This is a genomic window from Oceanicoccus sp. (genome assembly GCF_029238675.1).
Taxonomy (GTDB): Bacteria; Pseudomonadota; Gammaproteobacteria; order Pseudomonadales; family Dasaniaceae; genus Oceanicoccus.
Genome location: NZ_JAQWFR010000008.1, coordinates 38852 through 56609, shown reverse-complemented (window position 1 = coordinate 56609; position 17758 = coordinate 38852). Strand labels below are relative to the sequence as shown.

The window sequence follows — 17758 nt, the reverse complement described above, 5'->3', positions numbered from 1 at the left end:
GTGGCCTGTTCCAGAGATTGTACAGAGCGTGACTGAATGGGTGTTGATTTAGGTCAATCACTACGGATGATATTTACGCCAGTGGTTATTCCAGTGCATATTCGCTGCATGATTAACCGGCCTGTGCCGGTGGAGTAATAACTTATGCATCTCATCAACAATAATAAGTATTAACGCAATCATTAATAAACGGCTCCATAATTCCAATGTTACTGGTTCCACATTGAGCACATCCTTTAAGCCGGGGGTATACATGGCCGCGATATGAATACCTTGCGCTGCCAGCATGCCAAATAATAATAAAGGATTGCCAAAAAAGTCCTGCTTAAAAATAGACCGCGATTCAGAACGACTATTAAGCACATGAACATTTTCAAATAACACCATCAGCAATAAAGTGGTATTGCGCGCCGTCTGTTCACTCATCCCCTGGTCCAGGGACCAGATAAACACGAGAAAAGCCAGTGTTCCCATTACCACCGCATTAATCAGAATGCGTTGTAGCATAATGCGATTAAAAATCGTTTCCTTGGGTGGGCGTGGGGCTTGTTGTAATTCATCGCCTTCGGCAGGTTCAAAGGCCAGCGCCACATCCTGGATACCATTGGTCACCAGGTTAAGCCATAGTAGTTGAATGGGAAAGAGCGGAATAGGAAAGCCAAATAAAACGCTCAATATAAATAATGTAATTTCAGCCGCGCCAGTAGAGATAAGCAGAAACACCACTTTGCGAATATTGTTATAAACAATTCTTCCCTGTTTGATGCCCTGCACAATAGAGGAAAAATTATCATCGGTAATAATCAGGTCTGAACTTTCCCTGGCCACATCGGTACCGCGTTTACCCATGGCAATACCCACATGGGCATGGCGTAGGGCAGGGGCATCATTAACACCATCGCCGGTAACGGCAACAAAATGTCCATCGCTAATCAGTTGTTGGATAATCTGCAATTTCTGGGTGGGTTCTACTCGGGCAAAGACTTGTGTTGATTTCACCAGCTTGGCAAATGCCTTTGCGCCTTTTTCCCGAGCTGCATTTAATTGAGTGCCGCTTACCGCTACGGAGTGCTGGTCCGCAATCCCTAACTGACGCGCTAAGGCCAGTGCTGTTTTGGGGTGGTCGCCGGTAATCATACCCACCTCAATGGCCGCGTTATGGCAGTCTTTTATTGCTGTTACCGCTTCCGGGCGCAAGGGGTCGATCATGCCCACCAAACCCAGAAAATCCAGATCCTTTAATTGTGATTTTGGGTCCAGTGTTGCGCCACTCGTGTTGTTATCCCCCAGTGTTTTGCTGGCGAGTGCCAATACACGGTAGCCCTGATTGGCCAGTTGGGTCATTTGCCGCTCAATAGCTTTGGTATTAAACGCTGTACCCCTTGCCGATTGGCTACACATGGGCAGAATACGTTCCGCACTACCTTTGGCAAACAGGCAGGTTTTATCATTGACGCGATTAATACTGGCACTGTAGGCATTTTCAGATTCATAGGGTATAGCCTGGATTTCAGGGTAGAGATGCTGTCTTTGCTGGGGTTCAAACCCGTATTTGGCGGCCAGTACCAAAAATCCCACATCGACACCATCACCCCTTGCCAGCCAGTGGGATGAATGATTTTCCGGTGGCGATAGTTCAGCCTCGTTAGCCAGTAGCCCGGCCAGTAGAACCGGTTCTATCGCTTGCGCTTGCGCCCGAAGCCCGCCCCGGTCGCGAATATCACCGTGCACATTAATCCCTTCACCGCTGACCTCATAGCGGCTGCCATCACTAAGGATTATTTTCTTAACGGTCATTTTATTGACTGTTAAGGTACCGGTTTTATCGGAGGCGATATAAGTGCAGGAACCCAAAGATTCCACCGCAATCAGCTTGCGTACAATCACATTCACTTTCGCCATTCGTCGCATACCAATGGCCAGGGCAACGGTAATGGCAGCAGGCAAGCCTTCGGGGATGGCGGAGACTGCCAGCGCAACACCTAACAGAAAGACAGTGGCAAGGTCTTCGCCCCTTAAGAGGGTAATAGTAAACAGCAGGGCAATCACCACCAGTACGCTATAAGAAACCCGCAGGGTAAAGCGTTCGATACGCTGTAGTAGCGGCGGTTTGGTGGTTCCGCTCACACTAACGTCCTTTGCAATAAGCCCAATCTGCGAGCGGGCCCCAGTGGCAATCACTTCACCCTCGCCCCGGCCATGGTTGACGACAGTACCGGCAAACACGCGGTTGGATTGTTCTGCCAGTGGCGCGTCGTCGGTAATAAACTGTTCGGCCTGCTTGCTGGCGTCCATCGACTCGCCAGTAAGAATCGATTCATTAACCAATAATTCCTGGCAGTTAAGCAGTTGTAAGTCAGCGGGGACTTTATCCCCCGAGGCTAACTTCACAATATCCCCCGGCACAATGTCGGTGCTGTCCAGCGTGCAAATAACCCCATCGCGATAAACTGAAGCGGATTGCGGCACCATTTTACGTAGCGCAATAGCAGCCCGTTGTGCCGAGTATTCCTGCAGGGTACCGATGGTGGCATTAATCAATAGCACCGCAAAAATAAACAAGCCATTGACATAATGATTAAGCACAAAGGACAGCAGGGCGGCGACAAATAACATATAGATAAACGGGCTATTAAATTGCCGGATAAAAATAAGCCATAAACCGGCGCTGCGTTTTTCAGGCAGGCTATTGGGGCCATATTGTGTCAATTTTTCATTGGCCTGTGCGGTGGTTAAACCAATCACCCTGAAATCTCCCATTGTTATCAAGCTCAGTGGGGTAAATAGTAGTGGATTGATTGCACCGGATACTGACGGGGGACAACTTTTATGGTTTTTATTGCCGTATCTTTTTCCGCTACAACCATTGAAGCTAAAGGCGGAGGTATTTATGGAACCCAATAAAAAAATTATCTGGTTTGAGAAACTCAGGCTTGATGACTTACCGCTGGTCGGTGGCAAGAATGCCAGCCTGGGAGAAATGGTGCAGGCCCTGCAAAGCCATGATATTAAAGTACCGGCGGGTTTTGCGTTAACCGCCTCCATGTATTGGGATTTTTTGCGCGATAATGATTTGGACGACGCTATTACCGATCAGTTAGCCGCTTTAGATAACGGGGGTAAAACTCTGGCTGAAGTGGGTGCCGCTATTCGGGCATTAATCGGGGCGGGCGAGTTTTCAGCGTCGCAACGTGAGTCTATTGTTAATGCCTATCAGATGTTATGTCGACGCAGCGGCAAAATAGCAACCGATGTAGCGGTGCGCAGCTCTGCTACGGCAGAAGATTTGCCCACCGCCAGTTTTGCCGGTCAACAAGAGAGCTATTTAAATATTTGTGGCGCAGAGGCCTTATTGGCCGCCTGTAAAAAGTGCTATATGTCCTTATATACCGATCGAGCTATTGCCTATCGTCAGCAACAGGGCTTTGAACACCAGGCGGTGGCGCTGTCGGTAGGTGTGCAACAGATGGTGCATGCCGACAAGGCCTGTTCCGGTGTAATGTTTACTTTGGATCCCGACAGTGGTTTCCCTGATGTGGTGAGTATTAGCGGTTGCTGGGGGCTGGGGGAGACGGTGGTCAAAGGCAGGGTCAACCCTGATAGTTTTCTGGTCTATAAACCGTTTTTGTATGATTGGCATCTGGTGCCGATTATTCAGCGCACTATTGGCAGTAAATTGGAAAAAATGGTTTATGGGCGCTCTGGCATTGGCACTAAAACCCTGCCCACCAGTCAGGAAGAGCGTAATACTCAAGTATTAACGGATCAAGAGATACTAACACTGGCGCGATGGGGGCTGGTGATAGAGCGCCACTATGATGGCTTTATGGATATTGAGTGGGCGAAGGATGGTGATAGCGGCGACCTTTATATCGTCCAGGCCAGACCGGAAACGGTTGAGTCCAATAAAGACGTTGCGCTATTAGACAACTATCAGCTACAACAAACCGGTGAGGTGTTGGTTGAGGGAACCCGTGTTGGTAGTGCCATCACCCGTGGCAAAATCGTCTACCGGGCAGATGCCGGTGACTGTGATGACTTTCCGGAAGGAGCCATCTTATTGGCCGAGCGCACTGATCCGGACTGGGTGCCAATAATGCGCAGGGCTGCTGGTATTATTACTGACACAGGTGGTCCCACCAGCCATGCCGCCATTGTTTGCAGAGAATTAAAAGTGCCAGCGATTATTGGTACGGGCAATGGCACGACCCTACTTAAAGACGGCATGGAGGTGACGTTGGATTGTACTGATGGCGCTATGGCAAAAGTCTATGCTGGTTTATTGGATTACCGGGTTAATACTATTGCGTTGGATAAGATTCCCAAAACAACAACAGAATTAATGATTAATGTAGCCATGCCCGATACGGCGTTGCGCTGGTGGCAACTACCGACGGCGGGTATCGGTTTAACGCGAATAGAGTTTATTATTGCTGACCAAATAAAAATTCACCCCATGGCGCTATTGCACCCCGAAGCTATCGATAATACAGAGGTGCTTGAGGAGATTGAATGCATCACTCATGGTGTTATGCATAAGGAACTGTATTTTGTGGAGCAACTGGCGCAAGGTATCGGAAAAATTGCCGCCTCTTGTTATCCCAGGCCCGCTATTATTCGCTTCTCGGATTTTAAGTCCAATGAATATCGAGGTTTATTGGGAGGCGCGTTTTTTGAGTCCGAAGAGCCAAACCCTATGCTGGGCCTAAGGGGCGCTGCCCGTTACTATCATCCCCGTTACCGTGAAGCTTTTGAGCTGGAATGCCAGGCAATAAAGCAGGTGCGTGACACTATGGGCTTTAGCAATATTATCGCGATGATTCCTTTTTGCCGCACAGTAAAAGAAGCTGATGAAGTCCTGGGGATAATGGCGGGGCAGGGTTTGCAACGTGGCGTTAAAGATTTCCAGGTGTATATGATGTGTGAAGTCCCATCGAATGTAATTTTAGCCGAACAGTTTGCCCGGCACTTCGATGGATTCTCTATTGGCAGTAATGATTTAACTCAGTTAGTGCTGGGTATAGACCGCGATGCCTCGGAGCTAAATCCGTTATTTAATAGCAGCGATGAAGCGGTAAAACGGATGATTGTCGAGATGATTAAGGTGGGACATCAGCACGGTTGTAAAGTGGGGCTTTGCGGGCAAGCACCTTCAGATTCCTCGGAGTTTGCTGCGTTTTTAGTGGGTGCGGGTATTGATTCAATTTCGCTAAATCCCGATGCTTTTATAGCGGCCGCAGAGTCGGTTTATAGGGCGGAGCAAAGCGACATCGTCGTTCCCGCTAAGGCGGGAATCCAGCGCTGAAGATTTCCGCTTTAGCGGAGATAACAGCATAAGCATGCAGTCTGGATTCCCGCCTTCGCGGGAACGACGTTTATATTTGTGAGGGAATGACCAGTCCCGGATCAGTATCTCCTGCAGATAACTGTTGGTAATGATCCCACCGATAAGTCGGCCCATCCGCACAGCCATAACTATGGTGCAAATAACAATGCCCACATAAACCCACCGCACAATGCATCCTGCGTTCAATCGACAGCCAAATAGAGCTTTCAGCTAAACCTTTATCAATAAACTTTCCAGCCATCTTCTGCATCATAATTTCCGGCCCACATAATAATAAGGCCGTAGGAAATTCCCCTAACTGCCCCAGCACTGTATCTAACACATCAACCGGGGTGCCAGTTAATTCACTCTGCCCCGGCGCTTCTAATACTGTATACATCGGCATCTGTTGTTGCCAACGCAATCGTTGCGCCTTGAGCATTTCGGTTTTTTGGCTACCCGCACCATAGAGCAAGGCCAGGCTTTGATAAGAATTTTGTTGCAGTAGTGTCTCCGTTAAATTAACCAGTGGTGCAATGCCGCAACCACCGGCAACGATCAGAATTCGCTGCCCTGCCAAGGTTTTGATTGGCCAGCCTGTCCCAAAGGGGCCGCGAACACCAAGAGTGGTCCCCGCTTGCTGATTAAATAATGCCCGGGTGACTTTACCTACAGATTTTATCAGCGCATAAAAAACACCACGGCTATCCGGTGGTGTAGTAAAGGTAAAGGGCGCAGCGCCGATGCCGGGAATATGCAACATAAAAAATTGCCCAGGCTGCGTTTTTTTTATGGCCTCTGGGTCAAGTAGACGAAAACAAAAATGGCGAGTATCTTCACTGTCATTATAATAACTGACCAACTCAGTGGGCATGGGGGTAAGGCTTAGCATGGTGCTGATTCCGCTTGATAAGCCACAATACGTTTCATGGTTGAGTGCACGCCAACAACACCAGGGCAGGTTTGCTCACAACGACCACAGCCAACGCAGCCATGGCGACCAAATGCTTTAACGGTTTGTTGGCTGAATTTATGGGTCCAAAACCGTTTTAGCCTGGCTCCGGCTTCTTCCGATGGATTATGTTGGCTGGCCTCCCGTTGAAAACTTTCATACAGGCAAGAGTCCCAAAATCGCTCTTGATGCTGTCCCGTATCATCCACAAAGTCGCGTGTGCCATAGCAGGAGCAGGTTGGGCAAAGGGTGGTACAGCCGGAACAGGATAAACATTGCAGGCCCAGCTGTTGCCAAAAGTCGTTATCGATAGTTTCATTGGAAAGCTGGTCAATACCTTGTGCAAGGCTGGGGTCTTGTTCAAATTGTTCGATGCAGTTTTTCACCTGTTGATCACGGCCAACTAATGCCTGACTATCTGCGGCTGGTAAATTTAATCCCCTTAATGCTTGCTTTCCCTTAAGGCTGCTGACTAACACTAACCAATCCCCTCCGGGTTGGCGATGCAAAATAATATCGGCGCAATCAGGGTTAACCCCGGGACCGGCGTTAACCGTATGGCAAAAGCCATACTCACAGGGGGTGAGGCAATCAAAACCGACTAATAAAGCTTGTTTCCGTCGAGCCTGATAATAAGGGTCTTCGGCAAAAAACTGATCCTGGTAGGCAATCGCGGTTAAGTCACAACTTTGCACCCCAAACAGCACAAAGGGTTCTGGCTCCGGTACCGTTTCACGAAAACATTCACCATCAAAACTAAACAGGTTTTCCCGCTCGCTAAAAAAGAATTGTTTGGGTGAGCTAATCGGCAGTTTTTGCAGCGGCGTCACAGGTTGGGGTGACTCCATCGATTGCCAGTGGCTATCACCATTTTGCAGATCCACCCGTTGGTAAATCTGGTAGTGGTCCGCCAGATGATATTGCAGGGTTTGTGTTGTTTCCAATTGGTAGCTTTGCATTTATCGACTCCTGTGCAAGGTATCACTATCACGGGGTTGGCAGCCTGCAGCCAACGGGGTGACTGCCACTGCGCAGGCTTTTAATTCCGGCATTTTTGAAACCGGGTCCTGGGCGTTATTAGTTAACTGGTTTGAGGGCGCTTCGCGAAAATGATAAGGCATGGTAACCAATCCCGGGGGAACATCCTCGGTACAAATCGCCCGGGTTTCTATATAACCACGGCGAGAGCGAACCGCCACTGGGCCAAGATGGTGGATCTGGTTGGCGTCAGCATCTGCGGGGTTAATAAATAAAATTCCGGCGGGGGTTTCCCGTTCCAACAACGGTGACTTTCTTGTCATTGAGCCGCAGCCATAGTGAAAGTGAAGGCGGTTGGTGGTCAGCGTTAGGGGATACTCCGTGTCAGTGGTTTCATCAATGGCCACGGGATGCACGGGGATTAACTCGGCTTTGCCGGTACTGGTAGCAAACTGTTCCCGGTGCAAAATGGCGCTGCCCTGAGGGTATTGTTGATTACAAGGCCACTGCAGGCCATGGTTTTTTTTCAGCTTTTGATAGCTCATACCGCTATAGATGGGAGTTAGCCTGGCCATTTCGCTAAACACCGCTTCGCTTGTTTTCCAGTTAAGCTTATCGCTGCCAAGCTGTTGGGCTATATCAGCCAGCCACTGCCAGTCTGTTTTGGCTGTGCCGGGTGGTGATACTACCTGCTGGATATATTGCACCCGTCGTTCGCAATTAGTGAAGGTACCGTCTTTTTCTGCAAAGGAGGCGGCGGGTAAGATCACGTCCGCGAGCTTTGCCGTATCGGTCATGGTCAGTTCTGCCACCACCAATAGATCCAGTTTTTTCAGTGCGGCGCGCACCTGATTTTGGTCGGGGTCAGTAACGACCGGGTTTTCACCAAATAGAATTAAGCCATGGAAATCACCCTGCAGGCTGGCGGTGGACATCCCCAATGAGGTGAGGCCTTTCTGTAAGGACAAATGGCAGCCCCAGGCTTGACTGAATTTTTCCCGGTTGGCGATATCATCCACCGGTTGATAACCGGGGTAGACGTTGGGCAGGCAACCCATATCGCAGGCACCTTGGACATTATTTTGCCCCCGCAGGGGATTAATACCGGTACCGGGACGGCCAATATGGCCGCAGACTAAGGCGAGGTTGGATAGAGAGATAACATTAAAGGTACCACTCACATATTGGGTAATTCCCATACCGTATAAAATCATCCCATTGCTGGCCTGACTATAGGCTTTAGCGGCAGCATGGATTAATGCACCATTCACACCGGTGGTTTTTATCGCAGTGGCCATGGCGCCTTCTAACGCTGCGGCCAGACTAACAAAACCTTCGCAACGCCGGTGAATAAAATCTTTGTTATGCCATTGCTGTTCGATAATTTCTTCCAGCATGGCATTGATCAATTCAATATTACTGCCGGCTTTTAGTTGCAGATGGATATCCGCTAATTTTGCCAAGCGCGTTTTGCGCGGGTCAATCACAATCAGTGTGGTGCCCTGTAATTTTGCCCGCATAATATGGCCACCGAGAATAGTGTGGTTTTCTGTGGGGTCGGCACCGATGACCATAATCACATCGGCGGCAAAAATATCACTGGCGCTATTGGTCATCGCACCGGAGCCCAGCGTCATATTTAAACCGGCCACCGTTGGGCTATGGCAGATACGGGCACAGTGATCCACATTATTGGTATTAAAAACGGCCCGGGCTAATTTTTGTGCCGCGTAGTTATCCTCATTGGTGGCTCGGGCGCTGCTGATTATACCGACCGCATCCGCGCCATGGTTGGCGATAATGTCTTTGATTTTTTTACCGATAAAAGCCAGGGCATGGTCCCAGCTGGTTTCCTTAAATGATTGCTTATGGCGAATCAAGGGCTGGGTGATACGGTCATGGGTATCGATACCGTAAGCGGTACTCCAGCCTTTGGCACAGAGTTGCCCGCGGCTAATGGGGTGGCTGGCTTGAGGTTCAACACCAGTAATAGTGTTGTTATCCAGCAGCAGGTTTATGCCGCAGCCGACTCCGCAAAAAGGGCAGATGGTTGATTTTGAGTGAATAGTCATAGTGAATCATTCTCACCAAACTGCAGGATTTAAAGTTGACCTCGGTCATCTTTAAGGTCGGTTTGGTGGATTACAATCCACCTTCTTTCTTACCAGGCTTATACAAATAACAAAGCCAATAAACCATCGCCACCAACACACTGCCGCCAATAATATTCCCTGCTGTAACAGGTATTAAATTATTGGCGAAATCCATCCAGCTAATGGATGTGTCACCCTGAAAGATAACGCTGCTGATTAAATACATATTGGCGATGGAGTGCTCAAAACCCAAGGCGACAAAGGCGGTAATAGGGAATCCAACGGCGAGGATTTTTCCGCTAACAGTATGCGCTGCATAACAGAGCCAAACGGCAAGGCAGACTAAGGTATTACACAGCACTCCGCGCACAAAGGCTTGCAGGGGACTAAGGGCTACTTTGTGTTCGGCAATACTGATCGCGGTTGCAGCTACAGCACCTTCATTGCTATTCATTATCCCGGAAAATACGACCAGCCCGGCGCTACCCAGTGCGCCGATAAGGTTGGCAATATAGACCAATAGCCAATGTCCCAGCAGCACATCAATGGAAATCTTTTTTTCAGCCCAGGCAATAACGATGAGGTTGTTGCCGGTAAATAGCTCCGCTCCGGCAATAATGACTAATACCAAGCCAAGACTAAAAGCCATGCCACCCAGTAGCCGGGTAGGCCCAAAGCCCAATAGGCTGTCGGTAATCACCAGTGTATAAAACATCGCACCAAAGGCAATAAAAGCCCCCGCCAATATGCCAAGGGTAAGGGTTTGCAAAACGGGAAGTGTGGCCTTGTTAACACCGGCATTGTTAACGCGCTCGGCAATTTGTTGGGGTGAGTAAGCATCATTAACGGGGTCCATGGTTATCTCCTTTTGGTGCTGATTATGTGATAGAGGTGGCTATTAGAAAATATAAAAAAGTCGTTAAAATTGACGTCGGTCATTATCTGCCGAGGTATTGTTGATTAGAGTCCTCACTACAGTCTAACCATTAAGGAGAAAACCATTATGAGCTTACTACCACGAACCACTGCTTTTGATTTTGGTGATTTTGGCGATTTTTTTGATAGTTTTTATTCGCCGCTTTCCAATCAGCAAAGCCCGGAATTTTTTAGCCCTAAAGTGGATATAAGAGATAGGGCAGACCACTATGAAATTATTGCCGACCTGCCGGGGATTGATAAAGATGATTTGTCAGTGACTGTTGAAAATAATGTACTGACCATTGAGGCCAGTGCTGAAGAGGAATCGGAAGAAAAGCAAGGGCGACTGCTTCGCCGGGAGCGCCGTGCGGGTAGTTATTTGCGCACTTTTAATCTGGGTCATGAAATTCGTGAGGCGGATATTAAGGCATCCTTTAAAAATGGTGTGCTGACGCTGGAGGCGCCCAAATCAGAAGAAGCTATGCCCGACAGGAAAAGGATTGAAGTTCAGTAGCTGGCAGCTAGAAATAAATCGATGCAATTTAGTTTGGAAAATTTTTGTCAGGTGACGGAATTACCCACGAAAATCGTTATTGATATAGTGGAGGAGGGTATTGTAGAGCCCCGCGGTGAATCTCCAGACACCTGGCTTTTTGACAGGAAAATGGCCTCTATAGCGGAAAAGGCTTTTCGCTTGCATAGGGATCTTGATATTGAGTGGGCGGGTATTGCCCTTGCGATCAGTTTATTGGAAGAGTTGGAGCAGGTGCGGGCGGAGAATCAGCAGTTGCAAAGGTTGCTGCGGCGTTATGTTGATCGGCGTTTGTGATTGTGATGTAGGGTGGATTGTAATCCACCCTACAGCTTATTCTGGTATCAATATCAGGCCTGCTAGAGGAGGTAGGGTAAGAGCAATAGACTGCTCATAACCCATCCATGGAATGGTATCGACCTTAACCTCCCCCCAATTACCCACATTGCTGCCATCATAAATACTGGAGTCGGAGTTTAACTGTTCTCGATAGCGCCTGGCCTTTGGCACTCCGATGCGATAAGTGTATCTTGGTACCGGGGTGAAGTTTACTATCACAATAATATGTTGGCCCTCACCATAACGACTATAACTCAATACCGATTGATCACTATCATGGCAATCCAGCCACTGAAAACCAGCTTCAGAAAAATCACCGGCATACAGTGCCGGTTGTTGGCAGTAGAGTTTGTTTAAATCACTCACTAACTGCTGTACTCCACGGTGAGACTGGTGTTGTAGCAGCGACCAGTCCAGACTCTGGTCATGGTCCCATTCATTGCGCTGGGCAAATTCACTGCCCATAAATAATAATTTTTTACCGGGGTAGGTGAACAGGTAGGTATAGAGCAGGCGCAGGTTGGCAAACTTTTGCCAGTTATCACCAGGCATTTTTTCCAGTAGCGATTTTTTCTCATGCACCACTTCGTCGTGGGACAGGGCCAGGACAAAGTTTTCAGACCAGGCATAGAGTAAACCGAAAGTGAGCTTGTCATGGTGGTAATGGCGGTAAATGGGGTCCTGCTGCATATATTCCAGGGTGTCGTGCATCCAACCCATATTCCATTTCATGGAAAATCCCAGTCCGCCCAGATAAGTGGGGCTGGATACCTGCGGCCAGGCAGTGGACTCCTCGGCTATCACTACCACGCCAGGGTGGTTATGGTGGACCCTTTCATTGAGGGTTTGCAAAAACGTTACCGCTTCAAGATTTTCATTACCGCCATGGATATTTGGCTGCCATTGACCCTCGGGGCGGGAGTAATCCAAATATAACATTGAGGCGACCGCATCAACGCGCAGACCATCAAGATGAAACTCTTCTAGCCAGAACAGGGCATTGGCGATTAAAAAGTTTTTGACTTCATTGCGGTCATAATCAAATACCAGGGTGTCCCAAGCCTGGTGTTCACCTTTTAAAGGATCTCCGTATTCATACAGGGGGCCGCCATCATATTCCCGCAGACCATGATCATCTTTCGGGAAATGCGAGGCCACCCAATCCAACAGTACACCGATATGGTGTTGATGGCAGTAGTCCACAAAATAGCGAAAGTCATCGGCATCACCAAAACGGCTGCTAGGGGCGAAGTAGCCCAGGGTTTGATAACCCCAGGAACCATCAAAGGGGTGTTCGGTGATGGGTAGTAATTCAATATGAGTAAAACCTAAGGATTGAATATAGGGGACCAGCTGTTCGGCAAGCTCGCGGTAATTTAACCATTGACCATGCTTATGTCGTCGCCAGGAACCCAGATGGCATTCGTAAATTGACATTGGCCCATGCTGCCAGTCACGTTGTAGCCGCTGTTCCAGCCATAGCTGGTCATGCCAATGGTAATCGCTGTTGGCTTTAATCACCGAGGCAGTTTTTGGGCGCAGCTCAAACTGCTGGCCATAGATATCCATTTTTTGCAGCAGCTTGCCGCTATCCCGATGGCAAATCTCAAACTTATAGCAATCACCCGGTCGCACTTCGGGAATAAACAATTCCCAAATACCTGAACTGCCACGGCAGCGCATAGGGTGGCGCAAACCGTTCCACCGATTAAAATCGCCAATCACACTGACCCGCTGGGCATTGGGTGCCCAGGTAGCAAATAGCACGCCACTAATCCCGTCGACCTCACGATGGTTAGCGCCCAGTACCTGATAAATTTTGTGGTGTTTGCCTTCTTTGATCAGGTGTAAATCAAAGTCTGTAATTTGCGCAGCAAAACTATAGGGGTCGATCGTGCTAAACGTTTGGCCCTGCTTATCTTGCCACAGCAGCCGATAGTGTGGTGGCAGATTTTCATAACCGCTGTACTCGAATAGATCGGTTTCCCCGATACGTTGCATGATTAAGTCAGGTCGCTGGAAAATGGAGTGGTTAAAATCCGTATGTTCTATCCGCACCTTGTTTGCCCCGGGTAACCAGGCGCGAATAATGCTGTTATCAGCGATGTAATGTTTACCCAGTACTATAAACGGGTCGTGCAATCGTCCCTCGGTAAGCCGTTGCATATCCTTGCTTAATTGCCGAGGGGTTAGTCGTTTACTGGATGCTGTAGATTTTTTTACCATACGGCTAAGTTAACGGCCTAAAACATCCCCAAGTTGACCAGCGTCAATATTTATTGGGTAAAAATATCGGCTAATGACCGCTGAATAAAGGTGAACAGGGGAAGCTATGGACGGGGGAATCGATGGATAACCACGCCGGGGTCGTGACAAACTATCAATCACGCTTTGTTAGCAAATTAACCAAAGATACCCTGGCGCTGGTGTTGGCTGGCGGTCGCGGTTCGCGGTTAAAAGATTTGACCACCTGGCGGGTAAAACCGGCGGTGCCCTTTGGTGGCAAGTACCGGATTATTGATTTTCCTTTATCTAATTGTGTGAATTCCGATATACGCCAGATTGGCGTGATCTCTCAATATAAAGCTCACTCTTTGATACGCCATATCCAAAAAGGCTGGCAGTTTTTTCGCGGTGAGTTTGGCGAGTTTATTGAGTTATTACCGGCGCAACAACGTTTGGAGAACTCCTGGTATTTAGGCACCGCCAACGCGGTTTACCAAAATCTGGATATTATTCGCAGCCATAACCCGGGGCTGGTTTTAGTGCTGGCCGGGGATCATGTTTACAAAATGGATTATGGTCCCATGCTGGCTTTTCATGTAGAAAATAGTGCCGCCCTGACCGTGGGTTGTATTGAAGTACCTATTGCCGATGCTGGTTCTTTTGGGGTAATGAGTATTAATAGCGATAAACGTATTCTGGCTTTTACGGAAAAACCGGAACAGCCAATCCCCATGCCTGATAAGGATAATGCGGCTTTGGTGTCTATGGGGATCTATGTGTTTAATACGGAATTTTTAATAGAGCAATTAATTCTCGATGCCGACAACCCCAATTCGATACATGATTTTGGTTTCAATATTATTCCCAGTGTGATTGATCAGTATCGGGTTTTTGCTTATCCCTTTTACGATGGTGCCAGGGGCCGGCAAGCTTATTGGCGGGATGTGGGTACGGTGGATTCTTATTGGCAAGCCAATATGGAATTAATCGGTGTGTCACCGGAACTCAATTTGTACGATAAAGAGTGGCCCATCTGGACCTATCAGGAGCAGGCGCCGCCGGGCAAATTTGTGTTTAATGATAATGAGCGTCGGGGTAGTGCGCTGGATTCTTTGGTGGCCGATGGCTGTATTATTGCCGGTGGCGAGGTGGTGCATTCGATGCTATTTAATAATGTTAGGCTTGATGCCTATTCGATGATTACGGATTCTGTTGTGCTGCCTGATGTGCATATTGGTGAGTACTGTCGAATTAGCAAGGCGGTTATTGATAAAGGGGCGGTGCTGCCAGCAGGTACGGTGATTGGTCAGGACCTTGCGCAGGATAGTGAACGTTATTATGTGACCGAGCAGGGGGTTGTTTTGGTGACGCCGGATATGTTGGGGCAGAGTTTGCATTTTGCTCGTTAAAGGTGGTTTCGACCTTTAAGCTAACCAAGCTCGTCATTCCCGCGCAGGCGGGAATCCAGACTGCATGCTTATGCTGTTATTTCCGCCAAGGCGGAAATCTACAGTACTAGATTCCCGCCTGCGCGGGAATGACGAGCTTGTTTCCTGCCTATGAAAAACTATGAGGCAGCAGTGGATTATAATCCACTCTACAGCCAGCGCATAAATCCCATTTCAAAGTTATGGCTGAGTAAGGCATGGAAGGGATATAGGCGCAGTTTGTAATGGTAAATACCCGAGCTTTGCGGTTCTATTTCCAGACGATAAACCACTTCTTGTGGTGCTTCAGTATCGGCGGCAGGTTTTGACTCGACGTTAAAGGTATAGCTAGTATCCAAACGAAAAGCATTAGTGGCATCCAGATAACCGCTTAGGCATTCGACAATAATATCTTTTGGTGACAAGCCATTAAGATCCACTCCCAGTGTTATCGATAATTTATCACCATAATGTATACCCAGCGCGGACTGTTCAATGACCCGGGCCTTAACCCCGGGCCAGCAGCTACGTATCTGTTGTTTCCACTGTGCCAGAATGATCGCCGCCGAGTGCTTATTTTTCCCCAGGCGTTGGTTTTGCCGTTTCGCGGGCAGATAAAATTTTTCTATATAATCCATTAGCATACGCTGGGCAGAAAATTGGGGAATACAGGATTTCATCGATGCTTTGGACAGCCTTAGCCATTCAACAGGCAGGTCGCTATCATCCCGCTCAAAATAGGCCGGTATCACCTCATTTTCAATAATATCCAACAGGTCGCTGGCCTCCTGCTGGTTTCGGTAGTCGTCTCCGTATTTATCGCTATGGGGTTCAATGCCCCAGCCATTCTTTTCATTAAAGCCCTCAGCCCACCAGCCATCCATAATGCTAAGATTAACCACACCATTAATGGCTGCCTTTTGCCCCGAGGTGCCGCAGGCTTCTAACGGATAAACCGGGGTGTTTAACCAGATGTCACAGCCAGCGACCATATAGCGAGCCAGAGCCAGGTCGTAGCCTTCCAGTAAAATAATTTTACCGATAAACTCCGGCCGTTCGGAAAATTGGTGAATATCCCGGATCAATTGTTGTCCCGGTTCATCACTGGGGTGGGCCTTGCCGGCGAATAGAATGATCACTGGACGCTCTGGATTATTAAGAATTTTTTCCAGCCGTGGCAAATCTGAAAACAATAAGGTGGCGCGCTTATAAGTCGCAAAGCGCCGGGCAAAGCCCAGCACCAGAATATCCCCGGCGGTATTTTTTATCTGGCAGGTACTGGATTTTTGCAGGGCCAGGCTGCAGGCATTGCGCTGTTGTTGAATCGTTAGCCGCTTACAGGCAACGCTTAACAGCTGCGATTTTAATGCCCGGTGCGCGCGCCAGTAAATCCCATTGGGAATATTGTCGATACACTGCCAATAATCCTTATCCAATAGATGGTGTTGCCATAGAGATAAGTGCTGGTCAAAAACGGCGGCCCATCTTTTTGCTAGTATGCTATTGATATGCACACCGTTGGTAAGAAAATCCAGCGGGTTATCTTCCGGCGGGACTTCCGGCCAGATATAACTTTCCATAGCCGAGGCAATACCGCCATGAATTTTACTAACACCGTTATGAAAGCGCGATCCGCGCAGGGCGAAGGCGGTCATATTAAAGGGTGAGTCGTCGCCGTTGGCATAGCCCAGTGCCATTAAGGTTTCAAACTCGATACCCAGCTGCTCGGCCATCTCGGCAAAATAGTTTTCCATGGTGTCACGACTAAAACTATCATGCCCGGCAGCGACCGGGGTATGGGTAGTAAAGACCGTAGACCCTGCCACCCATTCAAGGGCGGCATCAAAAGGCGTACCCTGTTCGACACCTTCCAGGCAGCGCTGCACAATCTGGAATGCAGCATGGCCCTCATTGATATGCCAAATATTGGGTTGCAGACCCAATGTACGCAGGGCTTTAACGCCGCCGATGCCCAGTACGATTTCCTGTTTAATGCGGGTGTCCACCCCGTCACCGTATAACTGCCGGGTAATGCTGCGGTCTTCTTCCCGGTTGCAAGCAAGATCGCTGTCCAGCAATAATAATTTAACGCGGCCAACCTTTGCCTCCCATAATCGTAATGTTAGCTTGCTGCCATTCAGGCTTAACTCGCAATGTAGCTCATTACCCTTGTCGTCCTTTAGCAGGCTAATAGGTAAATGACCAAAATAGTGATTAATATTGGTGGCAATTTGGTTGCCATCGGGGTCAATGGTTTGGGTGAAGTAGCCTTGATGGTATAGCAGGCCCACGGCGATAAAGGGCAGACAAATATCGTTGGCTGCCTTGCAGTGGTCGCCGGCTAAAATGCCCAGACCACCGGAATACACCGGTAAACTTTCATGCAAACCAAACTCACTGCAAAAATAAACCACTAAATCTTTTTTGGGGTTAAGTAAGGTGTTGGTATCCTGGTTGGGTGGCCCGTTACTGTCCTGATAATGCCGGTACCACTCAACAGTCTGCCGGTATGCGGTTAGGTAATCAGCATCAACGGCGGCCTTGTCCAGTTTATGTTGTTCAATACGGCGTAAAAATACACTGGGGTTATGGCTGCAATGTTCCCATAACTCTGGGTCAAGTCGAATAAATAATTGCCTGATGGGTTCTTTCCAGCTGTAGATAAGATCTTTTGATAACAGGGGTAACTTGGCTAGCTGGGGTGGGATATTAGGTTTGACTTCGAAGAGGTAGTGTTTGGCTGTCATTGTTAATGCCCTGTTGTTTAGAGGCTTTAAGCCGTCATCCCCGCGAAGGCGGAGATCCAGACTGCATGCTTATGCTGTTATTTCCGCAAAAGCGAAAATCTACAGCACCGTACCCCCGCCTCCGCGGGGATGACGGGTTGTTGGATAAAAGCTTTTCTACGATAAATTACAATGGTGTAAATTTATGCCGATAGCCGTAAAAAATATTGACCGCAGTCAA

Annotated in this window: 11 protein-coding genes; 4 read left to right on the top strand and 7 right to left on the bottom strand. The window is 48.5% G+C overall.

The genetic code is table 11. From position 1 onward, the window contains the following. Positions 1-60: 60 nt before the first annotated feature. The gene (locus P8H32_RS03495; protein ID WP_301088474.1) at positions 61-2760 is read right to left on the bottom strand and encodes an HAD-IC family P-type ATPase; all 2700 of its coding nucleotides are present in this window, start codon (positions 2758-2760) and stop codon (positions 61-63) included. A gap of 130 nt (positions 2761-2890) precedes the next feature. Here P8H32_RS03495 and ppsA point away from each other — a divergent pair, with 130 nt between their 5' ends. Next, positions 2891-5305 (top strand): phosphoenolpyruvate synthase, encoded by a 2415-nt coding sequence (gene ppsA, locus P8H32_RS03490; protein WP_301088473.1) that lies wholly within the window; start codon positions 2891-2893, stop codon positions 5303-5305. A gap of 70 nt (positions 5306-5375) precedes the next feature. Here ppsA and P8H32_RS03485 read toward each other — a convergent pair whose 3' ends face one another. The 4 genes from P8H32_RS03485 to P8H32_RS03470 all read right to left on the bottom strand — a co-directional run bounded on the left by P8H32_RS03485 (position 5376) and on the right by P8H32_RS03470 (position 10205). Further along, positions 5376-6218 carry an FAD-binding oxidoreductase gene (locus P8H32_RS03485; RefSeq protein WP_301088472.1) on the bottom strand — a complete coding sequence of 281 codons (843 nt, stop codon included), beginning with the start codon at positions 6216-6218 and terminating at the stop codon, positions 5376-5378. Next, on the bottom strand, positions 6212-7237 hold the full coding sequence (locus P8H32_RS03480; RefSeq protein WP_297292949.1) for a 4Fe-4S dicluster domain-containing protein: 1026 nt from the start codon (positions 7235-7237) through the stop codon (positions 6212-6214). The genes P8H32_RS03485 and P8H32_RS03480 overlap by 7 nt, the downstream gene beginning before the upstream one ends. Then, positions 7238-9328 (bottom strand): formate dehydrogenase subunit alpha, encoded by a 2091-nt coding sequence (gene fdhF, locus P8H32_RS03475; RefSeq protein WP_301088471.1) that lies wholly within the window; start codon positions 9326-9328, stop codon positions 7238-7240. It abuts the gene before it with no gap. A gap of 70 nt (positions 9329-9398) precedes the next feature. Next, positions 9399-10205 carry a formate/nitrite transporter family protein gene (locus tag P8H32_RS03470; RefSeq protein ID WP_297292947.1) on the bottom strand — a complete coding sequence of 269 codons (807 nt, stop codon included), beginning with the start codon at positions 10203-10205 and terminating at the stop codon, positions 9399-9401. A 147-nt stretch (positions 10206-10352) separates the two neighbouring features. On the opposite strand from P8H32_RS03470, the gene P8H32_RS03465 reads away from it, so the two are divergent. Both P8H32_RS03465 and P8H32_RS03460 read left to right on the top strand, forming a co-directional pair. Further along, the gene (locus tag P8H32_RS03465; RefSeq protein WP_297292946.1) at positions 10353-10781 is read left to right on the top strand and encodes an Hsp20/alpha crystallin family protein; all 429 of its coding nucleotides are present in this window, start codon (positions 10353-10355) and stop codon (positions 10779-10781) included. Between the two features lie 21 nt (positions 10782-10802). After that, the gene (locus P8H32_RS03460) at positions 10803-11096 is read left to right on the top strand and encodes a chaperone modulator CbpM (protein WP_297292945.1); all 294 of its coding nucleotides are present in this window, start codon (positions 10803-10805) and stop codon (positions 11094-11096) included. Positions 11097-11132: 36 nt separating this feature from the next. Here P8H32_RS03460 and glgB read toward each other — a convergent pair whose 3' ends face one another. Next, positions 11133-13304 carry a 1,4-alpha-glucan branching protein GlgB gene (glgB, locus tag P8H32_RS03455; RefSeq protein ID WP_301088470.1) on the bottom strand — a complete coding sequence of 724 codons (2172 nt, stop codon included), beginning with the start codon at positions 13302-13304 and terminating at the stop codon, positions 11133-11135. Positions 13305-13486: 182 nt separating this feature from the next. On the opposite strand from glgB, the gene glgC reads away from it, so the two are divergent. After that, the gene (gene glgC, locus P8H32_RS03450) at positions 13487-14773 is read left to right on the top strand and encodes a glucose-1-phosphate adenylyltransferase (protein ID WP_297292943.1); all 1287 of its coding nucleotides are present in this window, start codon (positions 13487-13489) and stop codon (positions 14771-14773) included. A 188-nt stretch (positions 14774-14961) separates the two neighbouring features. On the opposite strand, the gene glgP is transcribed toward glgC, so the two are convergent. Then, entirely contained in the window at positions 14962-17538 is a 2577-nt protein-coding gene (gene glgP / locus P8H32_RS03445) for an alpha-glucan family phosphorylase (RefSeq protein ID WP_301088469.1), read from the bottom strand. Positions 17539-17758: the final 220 nt, after the last annotated feature.